Genomic DNA, 17,616 nt, shown 5'->3' with positions numbered 1-17,616 from the left:
CTCCCTCCGGAATGCGGCGCGTTGAATTTACAGGCCTTTTTTATTCGTTCCCCGGAACGGAACGGCGCAGGAACACCGCTCCCAGGGCAGCCATCAGCAGCATGCAGGAGGACGGTTCAGGAACAGGAGCAGGCGCCGTAGCCGTAAACGCCGATGCCATGGCTGAAGAAGCTTCCGGAGCCGCATTCGGCGTCCACACCATGCTCACTTCCTTGGAATCCTCGTTCTTCTGGAGGCTCCACTGGCCGTACGCCGCGTAATCTCCGGCGGAAGACGCATCCAGCGTGAAATTACCCGTCAGGGTCGCGTTCGCTCCCCCCTCAATGAAGTTCAGGATGTGGGAGGTTCCCCAGAAGTCGGTGGAATAGTCGAGGCTCAACGCCGCCAGCTTCAGCTTGGCCCCCGCGTCAATCTGGAAGACGCCGGACTGGAGCATCAGGCTATTGTACGCCAGTTCATTCCCGGCGGAGCCGCCCATGGACAAGGTCAGTTCAAAGACGGAGCCGGACTGGAGCGTCGTATTCCCGGACAGGGTGGCGGAACCGGACAGAATGCCGCCATTCTTCACCAGGATGTCATTCCCTAGGGCAACGGAAGAAATATCCGTGCCAAGGCCGCCCAGCGCCAGATGCGCGCCGGAATTGACCGTCGCCATCCCCGTCCCGAGAGCCTGGTTGGAGGCCGCTGCCAGCGTTCCCCCATTGACGGACGTTCCGCCGGAATAGGTATTCTTTCCGGATAAAACCATGATCCCCTCTCCTGTCTTGGCAACGGAGCCCTTTGCTCCGGAGTAATTGACGATGTTGGCTGATACTTTTAAATCCGCCTCCGCCGTGCCGCGCTCCACCGCAAAGACAGCAGGACTGCTTCCCCTCAGCTTGACATTAACCGTCCTGATTTCCGAGGCCCTGTCCGCCGCCCTTACCTGGAAAACGGTATCCGTCCAGACCTCCATGCTTCCCTTCGCCACGCCGTCCAGCGTCCCTCCTGCCAGGGTGACGGTCATGTTCCGGAAGGTCTGGTTCCTGGTATCATTCTGGAACAGGGTTCCTCCGTTAATTTCCACATGGCTGACGCAGGCCTCATTTCCCGAATTGCCGAAACAGTCCACCCCGCGCAGGGAAACCGTTGCGCCCCGGTTGATAACCAGCCCTCCGCGGATAATACCTTCCTCACCTCCTGAAATAAGCATCAGCGTTCCTTCATTGACCGTAGTTCCTCCGGTATAAGCCTGGTGTTTCTGCACGGCGAGCATTCCGGAACCGTTTTTCACGAGGCGGCCCGTCCCGGATATTTGCAAATTAACGGAGCTGGCGTGGAGCGAATTGAAAGCGAGGGTTCCATTGTTGACAATCGTTCCCGTACCCAGGGAACCGTCTTTTTCCCCGTCACCCACGGCGAGCGTCCCCGCATCAATGACGGTACCGCCGGAATAGGAATTGGCCCCGGTCAGCACCAGCGTTCCTTCTCCGGTTTTCACAAGAGAGCCGGTTCCTGAAATAACGCCGGATTCCGTCGCGGAACCGGAGTCTACTTCCGCCCTCATGACGGCCCCGGAACCGGATAGAGCCACGTTCCCGCTGTGACTGCCGCCGGAAAGAATGGCATATGTCCCTCCGTCCGCCACGTTCACGGAAGAGCCAACTTCCGCATGGCCTCCCGCCGTGAACCGCGCACCGCTCTCCACATTCACCGTTCCGGTGGCAAAGAGGGCCGTCTCCCAGTCGTTCTCATCCACATAGCCGCCCGCGTGCAGGGCATGCACCCCGGCTACCTTCACCTCACCTCCCTGCACCGTCCACGTCCCGGTATTGAAAATATGCCCGGACAGGTTCCAGACGGAACCTTCTCCCGTGCCGGGCGCGTACACCACATGAAGCTGGCCGTCCTTCAAGGCCCCTCCGTCCATGAAGCCTCCAAGATAGTCCTGCGCCCCGTGCCCCGTAAACGTGAATGTCACGGCGGTATTCGCACGGAAATTGCCGAAGCAGGCTCCGGAATCCAGATGCGTGATGGCATTCAGCGTCAAATTATGCCCGTACATGTCCACCACGCCCCCGCGGTGGCCGAAGATGAACTCCCCGGACACTTGGTTTTCCCCGGCAAGGCGCACCATTACTCCGCCCCCGTTCAGCTTCACGTTACGGGCCGCGTAGCCGTCCCTGTCCAGAATCAGATTTCCGCCGCCACCCACGTTGATGTCCGCCGCATTGTTCCCGTGGCCGCTGACGATCAAATCGCCTTCCCCAATCTTCCTCCACTCGTCTCCGGAGGCTCCGGTCAGCAAGGTGGTGACCGGAGCTCCCTTGTTCACCACAAAGCCCGCCGTATTCAGGCGGCGGGAAGAATCGCCCCCGTCGCTCAGCACGTAATCGCGGTTGAAGGTGAGGGAGCCCGCTCCGGTATCCACGGACCCCTGGAGCACGATTGTGCCGCCGGAGCCGTCAAAAATCAGATTATTGCAGGCGTTCAACTGCTCATTTGTAGCTTGTGTACCTTTCGTGGAGGTGTCCCCGCGTAATCCGGCCGCCAATCCGGTGTAATCCGTAGTCACGCCTCCCTGCACAAAGGTCCCGTTGCCGTCCGTATCCGTCACGTTCCACAGTACGTCACCGCTCGCCGCAACGCTTATGGTACGGTTGAAGCTGTCCACGTAATCGCTGGCCCACTGGTTGCCGGAACGCATCTGGGTAAACTGTCCATACCCGCTTCCACTGGCAGACTGTGCCGCACCTACCCACTCCCACTTGCCGGAATTCTCATTGTACACATAGCACGGGCTTCCACTATCCCCTGACAATCCACCGGAAGGCAATGGATTGGACTCCGAAGGCTTCTTGAAATTGTACCAGAACCGGTAAGCCGGATAGGTCTTGGCATTTTCCGGGTCCGGCTCTCCTGTTCCCGGAGCGCTGGCCTGCCCCTCAAAAACAAGGGTTCCTCCGGTCAAATAGCCATAAGAGGCATCAATCTTTTCCTGTTTGCCGTTTCCTGTGGCGACAGCCTGAACTCCGGAACCAGCTCTCATGACCAGCCTCCCTTTCATGTTGTCCAGGTATTCCGGGTCAGTCAGGTAAGGTGCGTATTCCGCCTCCGTCACGATCTTGCTCAATCGCTGCACACGGTAGTCGTATGTCAAATCGGACTTATCACCCCATGCATCCTTTCTCGTAACGCTACGGTAGGAATCGTAAAAAGGAGTTCCTTGCTTGGCACCGAAACGAACCGTAAAGGAAACGAAATGGTTATAATAATCATGTGATACGGTGGCGATGAAGCCGGGACCGCCCACCAGCGCGGCCTCCCCGATATGGGCATCCGCCACGCCGTCAAAATTCATCATTTTGGGGATAGTCCCCACGTAATTGCCATTCTTGTCGTAGATGGCGACGTCTTTGGCATTCACATCAAAAATGCCCCGGTTTTCCGCGAAATCACGGTAGGTCTGAACATCAAACGAGTCAGACATCAACCCGCCATAGGCGGGAGTGAGGAGGCAGGCCGCCCCCAGCAGCCCGGAATAATGATGAACATTCATAAGAAATTGAAATTAAGTTATGATTAAACAAGGAACAGGCAAGTCTGCCGCACTTCCCATCTTCCAGTCCAGACCGTTTTCACGAACATCCGGCAGGGCTTCGGGAAGTGCGGCGGGGTTCTTCATCAGGCTCACCGCACACGGCGGCGGAAAATACACGTCCCCAGGCCTGCCAGCACCAGCAGCGCGGAGGAAGGTTCCGGAACCGGCGCAGGAGACGGAGCCGCGAGCAACGCCGCAGTTTCCGAATGGTCCAAAACGGCCTCGGCATTGGGAGTCCAGACCATGTTCACGGTTTTGGAATCCTCATCGCCCTGGAGGGACCAGGACCCATAGGAGCCATAATTTCCGGCTCCGGACAGGTCCAGCGTAAACGCCCCCTTCAAACTGGCGTTCGCGCCGCCTTCTATCAGGTTCAGGATATGGGAGGTCCCCCAGAAGTCGGAGGAATAATCCAGAGACACCGCCGCCAGCTTCAGCTTGGCTCCCGCGTCAATCTGGAAAACACCGGACTGGAGCATCAGGCTGTTGTACGCCAGTTCATTCCCGGCGGAACCGCCCATGGACAAGGTCAGTTCAAAGACGGAGCCGGACTGGAGCGTCGTATTCCCGGACAGGGTGGCGGAACCGGACAGAATGCCGCCATTCTTCACCAGGATGTCATTCCCTAGGGCAACGAAAGAAATATCCGTGCCAAGGCCGCCCAGCGCCAAACGCGCGCCGGAATTGACGGAGGCCGCTCCGGTTCCAAGAGCCTGGCTGGAGGCCGCCACCAGCGTCCCCCAGTTGACCGTAGTGCCACCGGAATAGGTATTCTTTCCGGAAAGCACCATGATCCCGGCGCCTTTCTTGATGAAGGACCCCTTAACTCCGGAAGAGTTCACGATGTTCGCGGATATTTTCAAATCCACGTCTGCGGTTCCACGGTCCACCATGAATACCGTAGGATTGGCATCCCTGAGCTGCACGTTGACGCGCTTGATTTCAGATGCCCTGTTTGCGGATTTCACATTAACGACGGCATTCGTCCAGATATCCATGCGACCGCCCGTTATGCCGTCCACAACGCCTCCGGTCAGGTTGAACACCGTATTCTGGAACGTCTGGTTCTTGTTGTCTCCAAAATACAGAGTTCCTCCATTGATGTTCACGTTCTTGACGGAGGCGTTCCCTCCGGAATAACCGAAGCTGTCACCGCCCTTCAATGTCACCTGCGCTCCCTCCCGGATGGCCAGGTTCCCGCGAATCATGCCGTTGGCGCCTCCGTAGCCCACCACAAGGACGCCCTTATTCACGGTGGTTCCTCCGGTATAGGAAAGCATCTTCTGGATGGTGAGCGTGCCGGAACCGTTCTTCACGAGCGAGCCTGTTCCGGACACATTCGTGTTCAGGGCAACCGAATCAGACCTGTTGAAGGCGAGCACGCCGTTGTTGACGACTGCACCGGCGCCCAGGGAACCGCTTGTACCGCCATTCCCTATGGTGAGCGTTCCCGCCGCAATGGTGGTGGTTCCGCTGTAGGAATTGTTCCCCGTCAGCGCCAGCTCACCACTCCCTTTCTGGATCAGGCTGCCCGTACCGGAAATGGCATTCGCCGCCGTCACGCTGTCCGTCCTGTTGAATGCCAGGGTTCCTTCATTGGCAACGGCTCCCGTTCCCAGGCTGCCGGAGGTTCCTCCGTTCCCTACCATCAGGGAGGCTCCGGAGAGGATGCGCGTTTCACCGGAATACGTATTGTCAGCCGCCAGAATAACTCCTCCGCCAGTGCCCATGCCCTGGGTATCCACCGTCAGGGAATAATTGCCGCCAAGCGAACTGGCTACGGTCAGCATCCCGTTTCCGCCGAACAAATATCCCTGCGTTCCGGCTGTCACGGCCCCGGACAAAACAGCCTGTCCGTCAGCCCCGATGCACACGGAATTCAGTCCCATGCCGCCCAGATTCAAATCCGCCGTACGGGTTCCCGACAGGAGCAGAACGCCTTCGGAAGCATTGGAAACATGCGCCAGGGCGGCATCCGCTTCCGACCCAAGGGCAAAGGATGTTCCGTACTTGACGAGCACATTCTTGTTCTGCACCCCGAGGGAGCGCACGTCCGCGTAGGTGAGGTTCACTCCCCCATTCAGTTCAATAACTCCGGAGAAAGCAGCTCCACCCTCCGAATCACTATTGTGCGCGTTGGCAAGCACTACGGTTCCGGTATTGGAACCGTTGCCGATAGACAGGGTGCCGGAGCCGCTGAGCTTCAAGTTCACCGTCAGCGTTCCGCCGCCTCCGCCCAGGGACCAGCCCCCATCCGCGGTCCAGCCGGAAAGCAGGCCGGTCGTTCCCCGTGTTCCCAAATTCACCTCTCCCAATGCGCCGACGGACAAGTTTCTGAAGCCGTTCAGGCCGGAAATCGCCGCCTGGTCTTCCAGCAGCACGAACGTTCCGGAAGACGCCTGGTCCAGCTTTCCGGCAATAGCGGAAAAACCAGCGCCTTCCACAGCCAGGGCTCCGGCGGCATCCAGCGACCAGACAGCCTGCCCGAGAGCCCCGGCGGAAGAGGCGCGCACCAGGCCTTCTTCAACCGTGGCAGTTCCGGAAAAACTGTTGTTCCCGTTTTTCAGAAGCAGGGTTCCTTCCCCGGTTTTCACGAGGGAACCGGCTCCGGAAATCACGCCGGACTCCGTCGCGGACCCGGAATCCACTTCCGCACGCAGCATCGACGCGGCACCGGACAACACAACGTTTCCGCTGTGGTCTCCCCCGGCCAGCACGCCATACGTGCCACCGTCATCCACCTGCACGGCGGAAACTACCAGGGAATGGCCGCCAGTGGTAAACCGGGCGCCGCTGTTCACCTGCACTGTTCCGGTGGAAAAGGAGGCCATCTGCCAGTCGTTCTCATCCACATAGCCGCCCGCGTGCAGGGTATACACTCCGGCCACCTTCACCTCTCCTCCCTGCACCGTCCACGTTCCGGTATTGAGAATATGGCCGGCCAGATTCCAGACGGACCCTTCCGCCGTGCCGGGTGCGTACACCACATTCATCAGTCCACGGGAAGCGGCCTCCCCGTCCCGCAAAGCCCCCAGGAACGTCTGTTCCCCGGAGCCCGTGAACGTAAGCGTTACGGTGGAATTGCCAAGGTAATTGGCAAAAACGGCTCCGGAATCCAGGTGAGTGATGGCGTTCAGCGTCAAATTGTGCCCATACATGTCCACCACACCCCCGCGGTGGCCGAAGATGAACTCCCCGGATACTTGGTTTTCCCCCGCCAGGCGCACCATTACTCCGCCGCCGTTCAGCTTCACGTTGTGCGCCGCGTAGCCGTCCCGGTCCAGAATCAGCATCCCGCTTCCTCCCACGTTGATGTCCGCCGCATTGTTCCCGTGGCCGCTGACGATCAAATCACCTTCCCCGATCTTCCGCCACTCGTCCCCGGAGGTTCCGGTCAGCAGCGTCGTCACGGTTGCCCCCTTGTTCACAACGAAACCCGCCGTATTCAGACGGTAGGAGGCATTTCCTCCGTCGCTCAATACGTAATCCCGGTTGAACGTGAGGGAACCCGCCCCCGTATCCACCGAGCCCTGGAGAACAATGGTGCCGCCGGAGCCGTCAAAAATAAGATTGCTGCACACGCCTATCTGCGTGTCCGAGGCCCGCGTTCCCTGTGTGGAGGTATCTCCTCGCAGGCCGGAGGCCAGCCCGGTGTAATCCGTACTGATATCTCCCTGAACGAAGGTTCCGTTTCCGTCGCCATCCGTCACATTCCACAGAAGATCCCCACCCCCTTCCGACACGCTGACGGTGCGGTTGAAACTGTCCACGTAATCGCTGGCCCACTGGTTGCCAGAGCGCATCTGGCTGAACTCGCCGTAGCCGCTACCGCCCTGGGATTGACCGGCCCCCACCCATTCCCATCTGCCGGACTTCTCATTAAATACATAGCTGGGACTTCCGCTGTCCCCTGCCAATATGCCGGAAGGCAGGGGATTGGATTCCGAAGGTTTCTTGAAATTGTACCAGAAACGGTAGGCCGGATAGGTCTTGGCATTCTCAGGGTCCGGCTCTCCTGTTCCCGGAACGCTGGCCTGTCCCTCAAAAACCAGGGTTCCCCCGGTCAAATAGGAATAACCTCCGCTGACCGTGTCCTGTTTACCGTTCCCCGTGGCAATAGCCTGGGTTCCGGACCCGGCACGCAGAACCAGCCGTCCCTTCATGTTGTCCAGGTATTCCGGATCCGTCAGGTAGGGGGCGTATTCCGCTTCCGTCACGATCTTGCTCAACCGCTGCACGCGGTAGTCATACGTGTAATTCGTCTGGTCGCCCCAGGCATTCTTGATTACCACGCTCCGGTAGGCGTCATAAAACGGCGTTCCTTCCGTGGCTCCAAAACGCTTGGTAAACGTAATGGTCTGGTTATTGTAATCATGGGACACGGTGGCGATGAAACCCGGGCCGCCTACCAAAGCGGCTTCCCCGGCATGGGCGTCCGCCAATCCGTCAAAATTCATCATTTTGGGGATGGAGCCCACGTAATTGCCTTCCTTGTCGTAAATGGCGACGTCTTTGGCATTGATTCCAAAGATGCCCCGGTTTTCCGCAAAATCACGGTAAGTCTGAACGTCGAAGGAATCAGACATCAATCCCCCATAAACGGGAGAGAGGAGACAGGCCGCCCCCAACAAGCCGGAATGATAGAAATAATGTAAATTCATGGCAGAACGAGCTTTAGGTTAAAATAATTCAAATCATAAAAAGTACTGCTATTCAAAATGTTTTTTAAAGGACGCTCCAGGAATCTGGAACTTTATTTCATTCCCAATAATTTTAATTATTCTTCATTTTGTTAGAGTTTGAAAACACCATTTGTTTTCAACAAACGACTTTACATTCCCCCCACAACAAGAACTGGCGCGAATACCAAGCTTTGCATGACACAAATTATTTCTTCTTTTTCCTTGCTTCAAATAAATTTACCTGAAAGTTCGCCTTTTCCGGCACTCCGCCTCATCTCTTCTCCATACCGCGCAAGAATGAAACCTGTTTAGTATTGTGAAATATCCCCGGCCTTTTATAATGAAGGGCAACCCATTTCAGCATGGCAAACCATACTACCACGCAAAAGCTCTGCAACTGGTTCATTCAGCAGGCGAATGCAAAAAACCTTCCTCTCACGCCCGTCAAACTGAACCACCTGGTCATTCTGGCGGACTGGTGGCACCTGCACCATCACGGCGATTTCCTGATCAACGAACGGGCGGAAGCATGGACCTGCGGGCCGGTGCTCCCCTCCATTCATCACGAATACAAGGACCAGCCGCCCTGCTCCATCATTGAACACCCCAGCCGCCGCCAGCCCCCCCTGGAAGAGGAAACGGACATCATCCCTTTTCTGGAACACATCTGGAACGTCTATGGCAAATACACGGCCCAGCAGCTTGGCCGCATCAACACAGCGCCGGCCTCCCCCTGGCAGCAGGCGCAGGGCAGGCACGGAGAAGCGGAATACCAGCAAATTGCCCGGGAACACGTGAAAGCCTACTTCCAAACCCTGGCTGAATGACCCCGGGAGAAAAGCTGGACCGCCCTTTTTTCTCCGCATTCATTTTTTCTATTCAAAACACACATTTGAGTGAAAAAAAACTTGCAAAGAACAACCGGTTCCGCTTTAATTCGCCCGCACCGCAAAGGTGCCCGTTACATAGCCCTATAGTGTAATCGGTAACACAGCGGATTCTGGTTCCGTATTTTGGGGTTCGAGTCCTCATAGGGCTACCAGATTTAACAAAAAGGCCGTCTCTTTGGAGGCGGTCTTTTTGTATTTATATCCCTTTAAATAAAGGTCTTGTGCGATTTCAGAAAGAAGGAGAACATCCTAAAACATGATGTTACAACTTGAAAAAAGAGCACACTATTGATACCACTAAATCCATGGCATCCATCTATAAAAAGCCGAACAGTCCGTACTGGTACGCACAATACCGTGTACGAACCGCCACAGGCTGGAAGCTGGTCAGGCTGTCAACCAAGATCGAACATACCCCTGCCACAGTAACAAGGGAAGTAAAAGAGGCCGCGGAGGCCGTAGGAAAGGCGCTGAACGTACTGACAAAGGAACAGGCTATGACTAAGGCGCAACGCTTGGCAGACGCCCTTGAATCAACTGCACGGGCAAACCTGCCAGCCTATCAACTGCGGCGATCCATCTCTGCCTTGTCTACGGAGTTAACCGGAGAGTCTATTGAGATGCCCTCTGTTAAATCCTGGCTTGATGATCACATGAAGCGCATTATACGCAATGGGCTCAAACCCGCATCCATAGCCAACTACAAACAAGCCTTTGACAAGTTCCGCGCCTCCATGGGGGAACGTATCAATCTACCCCTGGACCGCATCACTCCCTTAATGCTGGATGATTTCAAAAATCATCTCCTGTCCCGCGTCTCTCCGTCTACCGCCAATATTGCCCTTACTCTGGTTTCCGCGGCATTCCAGGCAGCAGTTGACTACAAGATCATCGAGACAAACCCCTTCACGGCGATTGCCAAGCCGCACAAGGGGAAGGTCATCAAACGCCGGAAATTTGAACTAGAAGAGCTTGAAAAGGTAATGGCCGCGTGCAATCTGGAATGGCGCTCCATGGTGAAAACGTGCCTCTACACGGGGGGTCAAAGATTGGGAGACGTGGCAACGCTCCGATGGTCCCAGGTTGACGGAAAACGCGGCGTTATCCGGATGACAACGCAAAAAAAGGGAAAGCCCCTGATGATTCCGATTTTCCCGGCACTGAAAAAGCATCTGCAGCAGCGGAGGAAAGAAGCCCCAGGGGAATTCCTGCATCCGGAATGCGCGGACATTTTTGAAAGCAAGGGCTCTGGCCGTCTGTCAAATATCTTTGGACGCATCCTGTATCAGTGCGGCCTTATCACCAAAGACCCTTTAGCCGCGGGGAAGAAATATAAAAAGCAGGAAGGGAACGGCACGGAAACCCGGCGCCACGTCAATGATCTGTCCTTTCACAGCCTCCGCTATACGGCAACAACCATGTTACATGATGCCGGTGTTCCCCCTGCCCTTGTGCAAGCTATTGTGGGGCACGACTCCCGGGAAGTCCATGAGGGGTATATCGACTTTGGAGCTAAGGAGTTTACACAGGCCCTTGAAAAGCTTCCGGACCTGTGAACCCTCACGCACCTGTGCTTGAGGGACATCAATTTCAGTTCTGACTGTTTCATGCTTCCCCTCCTAACCCTATTTCTTTCATCAAACCCCGGATTTCAGCCGCGGCGGTGTCGGTGTCCACGACGGGCCCTTCCGGCTGCTGCGGGGCTTGCTCCGGCTGTGGCTTCTTGCGAGCGGCTGCGGACTTCCAGCGCGTCTCTTTGGCCCAGCGGTCCGCGTGTGTCAAAACGTCCCCGAAACACTCCCAGAACTTGCGCCTGCTGTCTGGCCTCCAAAAAGCCTTCTTGTTCCGGTCCTCTGTCAGCCCGGAAGCGTAGTAGGCCCGCAGCATTTCCATATCCCGCGGAGTAACCCGGCCCTGTGCGGAACGGTACGCCTCAAGCGCGGCTGCCGTCTCAATGGCGGTTGGTATCGTCCGACCCCAGGACGGGTTGATTTCAAGGGTGGCAGCCATGAACCGTGCAGCTCCAGGGGAAGCCCCCAGGTCCGCGTGATTGTCGGCGCAGCGCATCCCCCGGACATCGTTCAATCGTTCCCGATCCGGGAAAGGGACGGCAGGCAGTACAGGAGCGGCGGGCGATTCTCCCCACGGTGTACTGTTCACCGTAGTAGTTTCTCCCCCTATATTCCTTTCTTCCTTTCTTTCTTTCTTCCGGTTTTGGACGTTGGCCCCTACATTGGTTCCTACGTTGGTTTCTGAATTAACCGACGTAGGTTTCTCTTCGGTTTCAATGTCGGTTCCTACGTTGGTTTTGGGCCTTCCACCAAGCTTTCCGTTTTCGCGTGCAATAACTCGCTTACGCTCAAGCAGCTTTTGCACGCCTCCCGGGTAGCCAAAAACAACAAGGTCGTCGCCGTCGAAGTGGTATAGTTCCCCACCGTCCATGACTTCCTTGTCCATCACACCGCAGGTTTGCATCCAGCGGCGCATGCCCCAGGTCCGGCAGCCCTCAATAACGCCGCCGTTTTCCTGGGTGCAGCACCAAGCCAGCAGGGCAATCCATGTGGCGCGCTGGATTGGTTCAGCCCCGATGAATTCAGGGCTGGAAAACAAGGCTGTTGGTACGTTCATGTATTCCATAATCAAAAAAGCGTCAGTTGGGGGTTGTAGTTAAGCCACAGGCATTCGATTTTCTTGCCGCCCTGCGTGTCGTGAGCAACTTTGCACTCCTTCCGCCAGCCGTCCAGATGCCGGTCATAAAGCTCGGAATCATAACCTGACAAGATAACCTTGCCTTTCAGCGTCTTGAGAAAGACAAGAAGCCGCTCATGGTCTTGCTGGTCGTACTCATGCACGTACCTCACACGGTTGCCGCGAGTGGACTGCACATAGGGCGGATCCACGTAGTGCAGCGTATCCGGTGTATCGTACCGGGACATAACCTGCAGAGCGTCCATGTTGTTGATCTCAATATTCCGGTTCCGGAGTTCGGCTGCGCACTCCCTCACAACGTCCGGATATTCCCGCCACGTTTTCGGGTAAGGCGTAGTTCTTAATATGCCGTCGCGCTTGAAACCTGGTTTATAGATTCCCCCGCCGTAGGACATCATGGAGTTGACGGCAAAGCGGAGAGCATCTTCGACTGGATCTTCCGCGATTTCAAAAGACCGGGCATAGGCCGTTTGAGCGTAGGGTGTCAATTCCAGCAGACTGGCCAGCCGGGCGGATTTTTCCGGGTCCCGCAAGACCTCAAAGAAATTAACCACTCGGTCATAAAGGTCGTTGTAGATCTCCATCCAGGCGGGCTGTTTATTAAGCAACACAGCCCCGGAACCTCCGAACGGTTCAACGTAGATTTTATGGGGAGGGAAAAAGCTGATAATCCAGGGGGCAATTCTGTTTTTCCCTCCGATATACCGGGCCAGAGCCCTTTTCCGTGGTGCTCTAGTGTTCATTTCCCCTCCTTTCTCGGCTCCCATAGACAGTGTCCCCAGCACTGCGAACAAGGCAGCTTGCAGCGACGGTTGCTACTGTAAAAACAGTTAGGGCAATCCCGTCCGTCCGGTGGATTCCACGCCTTGCACGCGGCCCGCTTCTGCCACGCGTCACGGATCAGTTTGACGTGCTTGTTTGTGATTTCTTTTTGACCGCAACACACATGGGCTTCCCTCCAAAAATGGCGCATTATTTGACTTTGAACACAGAATTGGTCCTGGTGATTCCTCCTGAATTCTTCCAGCCTCCCTAATGCTTTTCCGTACTCGCGAAACGCTTTCTGTTCAGGCGTTTTCTTCATCTTCGGCCTCCTCTTCTGGTTCAAAATCTTCACAAGCTTTTGTAGTTTCATCCACCTCTTCCGAATACAGGATGGATGTCGCTCCCCAGCAACATCCATCCTTTTGGTCCCTATAGATACAGTTAATACAGGTCTTCATGCGAGCCTCCTTTCCAGTATCGCCGCTTGCTCGTTCGTGATATACTGCCAGCTCTGCGGCGGCCGGGTCAGTCCAATATCAGACAGGGGCACGGCGGCGGGGAGCCTCACGGGGTCCTGGACTCCCCAGGCGTAGCAGGGGAGATAGGTCCGCAGGCGAGTTTTAGAGACGCAAGCATCTTTGATGAATAATCCAAGAGCTTTCCCGAATGGCATGTGGCGCATGTACACATAGGAAACCATCCGGCACTTGCCGATGATGGCCCGTTTTCCGTCTTTCCCGGACTCGTAGAGCCACAGCGTTACGGAGTCGCCTTTTTTTAAGCGCGGTACGTTTTTCCGCAACTCCCATCTCTTTTCCCCGGACAAAATTTTCTCGGAGAAAGGCCGCCTGACGGATAGGAGGATGTTAATCATTGCTCCGTCCCTCCCTCCTGTTCGAGTTCCCAAGGCCATCTAATGACATGAGTATCTGCAATCGTGAATACCGGTCTTCCTTCACCTCTCCTTACGTCCATCATTGCTAGATTTTTATTAACGTTTATCACTTCACAAATGCTTCCATCCTCTACTTGCAACTTGTCCCCCGGCCAGACCCTCATGATGGGAGGAAACAAAGAAACAAGCCTATCCATATCTTCAATGCACGCTTTCTTGGTTTTCCAAAAATGGGAACTCTGGAAGAAGCAGTTGTAGCAACCAGCAACCCAATCGGTTGTTATCCCATGGACATCATATCCTCGTATGGCTTTCAAAGGTGTGCCGCAAAGAGGGCATTTAGGCGTTTTCATCGGGGTCCTTCCTCAATCAAGGCTTTAAGTCCATCAGAACAACGGAGGCGTGAAGCATTGTTCACCGTGCAAATAAGGTGCTGCGCCCACCGGGCATGCCGTTTCGTGGGGCACTTTATGCGATAGCGGGCGATAATCCCTTTGTGGTGCACAATCGCGGCCTGAACTTCATATTTCCCATCGTCGGTTTTCTTCATGGGGCAAACCTGCTGAACGATGATGTGAGGGTTCCGTTTCATTGCTCTGATCCTTCTTGCACAGTGATTGTTATTTGTGGTTCTTCGCCCCACCATTTATCCACGGACGCGGAATACACCTGGGCGTCATCTTCCCAAAATCTCAACCGGGTCATGACATCCTGCAGGGTTTTGGCCAGGTTGTCCCAGTCCGGTTTGGTCGTTTTCGGAATGAGCCCGATCCGGTTTTTTTTCGGCTCGCTTTTGCGGTAGGGCCAGACGAAAGCCAGTTTCAGGGAGACCGGCCCCGTCAGGGGCCGGGCCGGTTGATAAGGTTTCAGCAGGGTCAGGTAATCGCTGATGACCAGTTTCAATTCTTTCGTGTCCGCCAGTTTGGCGTGTTTCCCGATGTTGACGATTTTTTTGTTCTGGTGCGTTTTCGTCGGGGGAACGATCGGCAGCATGATGGTTATCGGCTTGTTCATGACGCTTTCGAGTTCCTTTCTATTTCCCGGGCCTGGGATTCGGCGTCGAAGTCCAGTTTCAGCTGGCCGTCGTCCTCAAACCAGGCATTCGCCACAGCTGTTTTCTTGATAGAGCCTGATACTTTCACACAGACTTTCTGTTCCCCGTCAGGGATTTTGACGCTGATGGAGAGGCAGAAGTCGGATTCGTCTTCCGCCGCCTGGCGCCTGATGTCTTCGTAGTCGTCGAATTCATCAAAGGCCATGCGGACGGCTTCCAGGATGGTTTCTTTTTCGTGTTCCGTTCGTGCGCTCATGGCTGTTGATTAGAAGGGGATTTCGTCTTCTTCCGCCGGCGGTCCCGCCGTGGCGCTCATGTGGTTGTTGGCTGGCAGGTCCGCCGGGCGCGGAGGCAGGGACGCTCCGCCGCGCCCCGCCGCTGCCCTGTCCTGAGCCGCCATGATGGCCCGGGCTTCGTCCGGCCCCAGCACGTCTTCGCAGTTGCTGAATTCGGGATAAGTCCCGTCCGCCCTGGGCTTGTCTCCCTGTCTGACGCTGAGCCGGACGTAGCAGGGTTTGCCGAGGTATTCCGCCGGGTTGATGATGACCTGCTGGCCGGGTTGGTAGACGTTCCCGGTGACGTTTTTGACGAACAGGTCGATTTTCCAGGCCAGGTCTTTCGAGTTGGTCAGGTAGTAACGGACCGTCGCCGCCCCTTCAGGGCCGAAGGCTCTGATGTGGACGGCCAGCTGCGGGCATCCCCGCGTTTTGGCGCCCTGGGAGATTCCTTCTTCCATTTTGACGATTTTTCCTTCGTAGACGCCCGCGGGGAGAAATCCGTATTCGCTGGGCTCGCCTTCTGATATGTAACTGAACATAATGGTTATTTGGTGGTTGCGGTTTTGGAGACGGAGATTTTTTTAACGTAGGAGGAGCCGGCCCCCGTCCTGACCAGTTCTTCCGGGAATTGTTGTTCCGGCAATGCTTCCGCGAACAGGGCGCGGAAGACGTCCGCCTTGAGCGGGCCATAGGATTTCAGGAGTTTCGGCACGCCAATCCAGGTGGCGTATTTGGCGACGTCTTCCGGAGCGACGGTGTCCGCGCCTTTCCGGGAGACGCGCCTGAATCCGGGGACTTCCGTGCCGTTGTTGAGGTAGTCGAGGATTTTTTCTTTTCCCTTTTTGACGTAACTTTCCAGCACAGCCGCCTTGGTGACGAATTCCGCCAGCCTGGATGGGTTTTCCGCGATTTCGGCGAAGCTTTCTTCCAGAGTTCCGGCTTCCGCCAGGGTCAGCATTTCCTGCGCCGCCCGGTTCCGCAGCGGGCAGGTGTCCTGCGAGGCGCACCAGCCGCAGTAGTCGCAGAGGCGCGGCCCGCCGCCGCGGTCAACGGCGTCCACCACGCCGTTGACGATGGAGATGGCTTCCCGGTAGGTGAATTTCCGGGTGACGATTTGCTGCTGGTCGCAGTAGAGGAGGTGGCAGGTGATTTCATCCAGGAATTCCCGTTCCATGAAGGATTTCGCGTAAGAGGCCTGCTGTTCCCAGTAGTTGCGGATTTGGCCGCTTTTGAGGTCGAAGAGTTTGCCGAGCGCGGGGCAGAGGCAGTCCGCTTCCCCGCCTGTCACGCGGGGGTGCCATTGCGGGAAGGCGCAGCGGTTTTTGTCGGCAATGACTTCTTCCCCGGAGCAAAGCGTCCGGACCGTTTTCACCGCCCAGAGGATGGATTCTTTTTCATCGGCTTTCAGGTGTTCACACGCCCTGAATTCGTCCACGCCCATGAGCAGGGACCGGAAGGCGTCGTCCATGCGGGTTCCCCGCCGGGCCGCTTCCCCCGCGTCAGGGGAGGAGACATAGCAGGGGCATTGCGCCAGCTTGGGGAGCAGGGACGGCCTCAATAGTTCCGTGGCCGGGGCCGGACGGGGCCCGGCAATGTCAGCGAGGATTTTTTGCAGGTCGTCCAGGCTGACGGCGTATTCCGCTCCGTCCAGGGAGAGGACGGCATGCCCGGTTTCGCGGGCGACGTTGATGCAGGTGACGGGGTTCATCGGCACGCCCCTCCTTCCATGAATTCTTTTACGGAGTTATTGAACCGGGCGGGAGTTTTCAAAATCCGGGCGGCATATTCCGCCGGGACTTCTTCCAGCCCTTGTCCGGCAGTAATGATTCCGCGGCTGATCATGAAGGCGAGGGCGTCTTTTGCGTGGTCAATCACCGCGGCCAGGGCATCCGCCTGACGATCTCCCGCGGATGCGGCCGGAGGCGGCACCTGCTTTTCGCCGGCCAGAGCGTTCCCGGAAGGTCCGCAGCCCGCTCCAAACAGCAGGCGGGAGATTTCCCCGGCGTCCATCGCCATGACCGCGGGCATCCCGTGTCGGTTTTTGGCTTCCCAGGTGGCCCGGTGTTCCGTGTAGACGGCCCGGAGTTCCCCGCCTTTGGCCTTGCCTCCGTCCGTGAAGGTGGTCACGTAGTTGCAGAACAGGATAGCGTCCCCCCATTCCTTGAGTTTTTCCTTGGCGGTGATGGCCTGTTTGGCCGGAGCGTTGATTTTGATGGTGTACATGGTGTAGGCTTCCCCTTCCGGAGGGTTCACCGTTTCCACTCGGCAGTGGCAGATGACGGCGATGTGCAGCCCCGCGCTCCGGCAGTTGTCAAAGACGGAAAGCAGGTTGACGAACATTTCGCTGGCCTGGGCGTACCCTTTTCCATAGCCGATGCTTTCAATGGAGGAGATTTTTCCGTCTTTGGGGGAGGCGTTGTAGTCCCTGATGACCTGGCGGGCGCACATGTCCCACAGACGGTCTCCCGTGTCGATGACGAGCGTTTTGTAAGGGAGGTTTCCGTTCCGGGCTTCCTTGTAAATGTCCTGCAGGGCTTCCAGCATGGCGCCGTAGTGGTCTACCTGGATGCGGTCCACATTCATGTGCTGGGTTCCTTCTTCCGTGTCCAGAAAGAGGGGGGCGGGCAGCCCGGCCGCCAGCGTGGATTTTCCCACGCCTTCCGGCCCGTAGATGATGACACGCTGCGGCCGCTGCTGCACTCCGCGCTTGATGTTTTGTAATAGGCTCATATTATTTCCTTGTTTGATTGTATTCAGGTCGGG

12 protein-coding genes and 1 tRNA gene are annotated in these 17,616 nt (G+C 56.6%); 3 read left to right on the top strand and 10 right to left on the bottom strand.

Annotation, left to right across the window (positions count from 1 at the left end; translation table 11 throughout):
* Positions 1-40: 40 nt before the first annotated feature.
* On the bottom strand, positions 41-3,538 hold the full coding sequence (locus M8N44_RS04155; RefSeq protein WP_102728794.1) for a S6 family peptidase: 3,498 nt from the start codon (positions 3,536-3,538) through the stop codon (positions 41-43).
* Positions 3,539-3,669: 131 nt separating this feature from the next.
* Positions 3,670-8,166, bottom strand: coding sequence for a S6 family peptidase (locus M8N44_RS04150; protein WP_215709538.1), 4,497 nt, complete (start codon positions 8,164-8,166; stop codon positions 3,670-3,672).
* Positions 8,167-8,624: 458 nt separating this feature from the next.
* Between M8N44_RS04150 and M8N44_RS04145 the strand changes: the two genes are divergently transcribed.
* The 3 genes from M8N44_RS04145 to M8N44_RS04135 all read left to right on the top strand — a co-directional run bounded on the left by M8N44_RS04145 (position 8,625) and on the right by M8N44_RS04135 (position 10,708).
* Positions 8,625-9,089 carry a Panacea domain-containing protein gene (locus M8N44_RS04145; RefSeq protein WP_102722329.1) on the top strand — a complete coding sequence of 155 codons (465 nt, stop codon included), beginning with the start codon at positions 8,625-8,627 and terminating at the stop codon, positions 9,087-9,089.
* A 140-nt stretch (positions 9,090-9,229) separates the two neighbouring features.
* Positions 9,230-9,304 (top strand) — tRNA-Gln (locus M8N44_RS04140).
* Positions 9,305-9,421: 117 nt separating this feature from the next.
* Positions 9,422-10,708, top strand: coding sequence for a tyrosine-type recombinase/integrase (locus M8N44_RS04135; protein WP_249853032.1), 1,287 nt, complete (start codon positions 9,422-9,424; stop codon positions 10,706-10,708).
* Positions 10,709-10,757: 49 nt separating this feature from the next.
* Here M8N44_RS04135 and M8N44_RS04130 read toward each other — a convergent pair whose 3' ends face one another.
* From M8N44_RS04130 to M8N44_RS04095, 8 genes are all read right to left on the bottom strand, one after another.
* Positions 10,758-11,780 carry a hypothetical protein gene (locus M8N44_RS04130; RefSeq protein ID WP_146024320.1) on the bottom strand — a complete coding sequence of 341 codons (1,023 nt, stop codon included), beginning with the start codon at positions 11,778-11,780 and terminating at the stop codon, positions 10,758-10,760.
* An 11-nt stretch (positions 11,781-11,791) separates the two neighbouring features.
* On the bottom strand, positions 11,792-12,604 hold the full coding sequence (locus M8N44_RS04125) for a DNA adenine methylase (protein WP_249853086.1): 813 nt from the start codon (positions 12,602-12,604) through the stop codon (positions 11,792-11,794).
* Between the two features lie 476 nt (positions 12,605-13,080).
* Positions 13,081-13,500, bottom strand: coding sequence for an ASCH domain-containing protein (locus tag M8N44_RS04120; protein ID WP_249853031.1), 420 nt, complete (start codon positions 13,498-13,500; stop codon positions 13,081-13,083).
* A 609-nt stretch (positions 13,501-14,109) separates the two neighbouring features.
* A complete protein-coding gene (locus M8N44_RS04115) occupies positions 14,110-14,535 on the bottom strand; it encodes a RusA family crossover junction endodeoxyribonuclease (protein WP_128220201.1) in 426 nt (141 codons plus the stop codon).
* The gene (locus M8N44_RS04110) at positions 14,532-14,831 is read right to left on the bottom strand and encodes a hypothetical protein (RefSeq protein WP_249853030.1); all 300 of its coding nucleotides are present in this window, start codon (positions 14,829-14,831) and stop codon (positions 14,532-14,534) included. Before M8N44_RS04110 ends, M8N44_RS04115 begins: the two co-directional genes overlap by 4 nt.
* Before the next feature lie 9 nt (positions 14,832-14,840).
* On the bottom strand, positions 14,841-15,392 hold the full coding sequence (locus M8N44_RS04105) for a hypothetical protein (protein ID WP_102737441.1): 552 nt from the start codon (positions 15,390-15,392) through the stop codon (positions 14,841-14,843).
* A gap of 5 nt (positions 15,393-15,397) precedes the next feature.
* Positions 15,398-16,567 carry a hypothetical protein gene (locus tag M8N44_RS04100; RefSeq protein WP_343207010.1) on the bottom strand — a complete coding sequence of 390 codons (1,170 nt, stop codon included), beginning with the start codon at positions 16,565-16,567 and terminating at the stop codon, positions 15,398-15,400.
* Positions 16,558-17,583 carry an ATP-binding protein gene (locus tag M8N44_RS04095; RefSeq protein WP_249853029.1) on the bottom strand — a complete coding sequence of 342 codons (1,026 nt, stop codon included), beginning with the start codon at positions 17,581-17,583 and terminating at the stop codon, positions 16,558-16,560. Before M8N44_RS04095 ends, M8N44_RS04100 begins: the two co-directional genes overlap by 10 nt.
* Positions 17,584-17,616: the final 33 nt, after the last annotated feature.

Source organism: Akkermansia massiliensis (assembly GCF_023516715.1).
GTDB lineage: Bacteria > Verrucomicrobiota > Verrucomicrobiia > Verrucomicrobiales > Akkermansiaceae > Akkermansia > Akkermansia massiliensis.
This window is presented reverse-complemented; position numbering and strand designations above follow the sequence as displayed.

What these genes read in the sequence shown, in the direction of transcription:
- M8N44_RS04155 (WP_102728794.1), bottom strand. Translation starts at nt 3,538, where the DNA reads ATGAATGTTCATCATTATTCCGGGCTGCTGGGGGCGGCCTGCCTCCTC.
- M8N44_RS04150 (WP_215709538.1), bottom strand. Translation starts at nt 8,166, where the DNA reads ATGTCTGATTCCTTCGACGTTCAGACTTACCGTGATTTTGCGGAAAAC.
- M8N44_RS04145 (WP_102722329.1), top strand. Translation starts at nt 8,625, where the DNA reads ATGGCAAACCATACTACCACGCAAAAGCTCTGCAACTGGTTCATTCAG.
- M8N44_RS04130 (WP_146024320.1), bottom strand. Translation starts at nt 11,780, where the DNA reads ATGAACGTACCAACAGCCTTGTTTTCCAGCCCTGAATTCATCGGGGCT.
- M8N44_RS04125 (WP_249853086.1), bottom strand. Translation starts at nt 12,604, where the DNA reads ATGAACACTAGAGCACCACGGAAAAGGGCTCTGGCCCGGTATATCGGA.
- M8N44_RS04120 (WP_249853031.1), bottom strand. Translation starts at nt 13,500, where the DNA reads ATGATTAACATCCTCCTATCCGTCAGGCGGCCTTTCTCCGAGAAAATT.
- M8N44_RS04115 (WP_128220201.1), bottom strand. Translation starts at nt 14,535, where the DNA reads ATGAACAAGCCGATAACCATCATGCTGCCGATCGTTCCCCCGACGAAA.
- M8N44_RS04110 (WP_249853030.1), bottom strand. Translation starts at nt 14,831, where the DNA reads ATGAGCGCACGAACGGAACACGAAAAAGAAACCATCCTGGAAGCCGTC.
- M8N44_RS04105 (WP_102737441.1), bottom strand. Translation starts at nt 15,392, where the DNA reads ATGTTCAGTTACATATCAGAAGGCGAGCCCAGCGAATACGGATTTCTC.
- M8N44_RS04095 (WP_249853029.1), bottom strand. Translation starts at nt 17,583, where the DNA reads ATGAGCCTATTACAAAACATCAAGCGCGGAGTGCAGCAGCGGCCGCAG.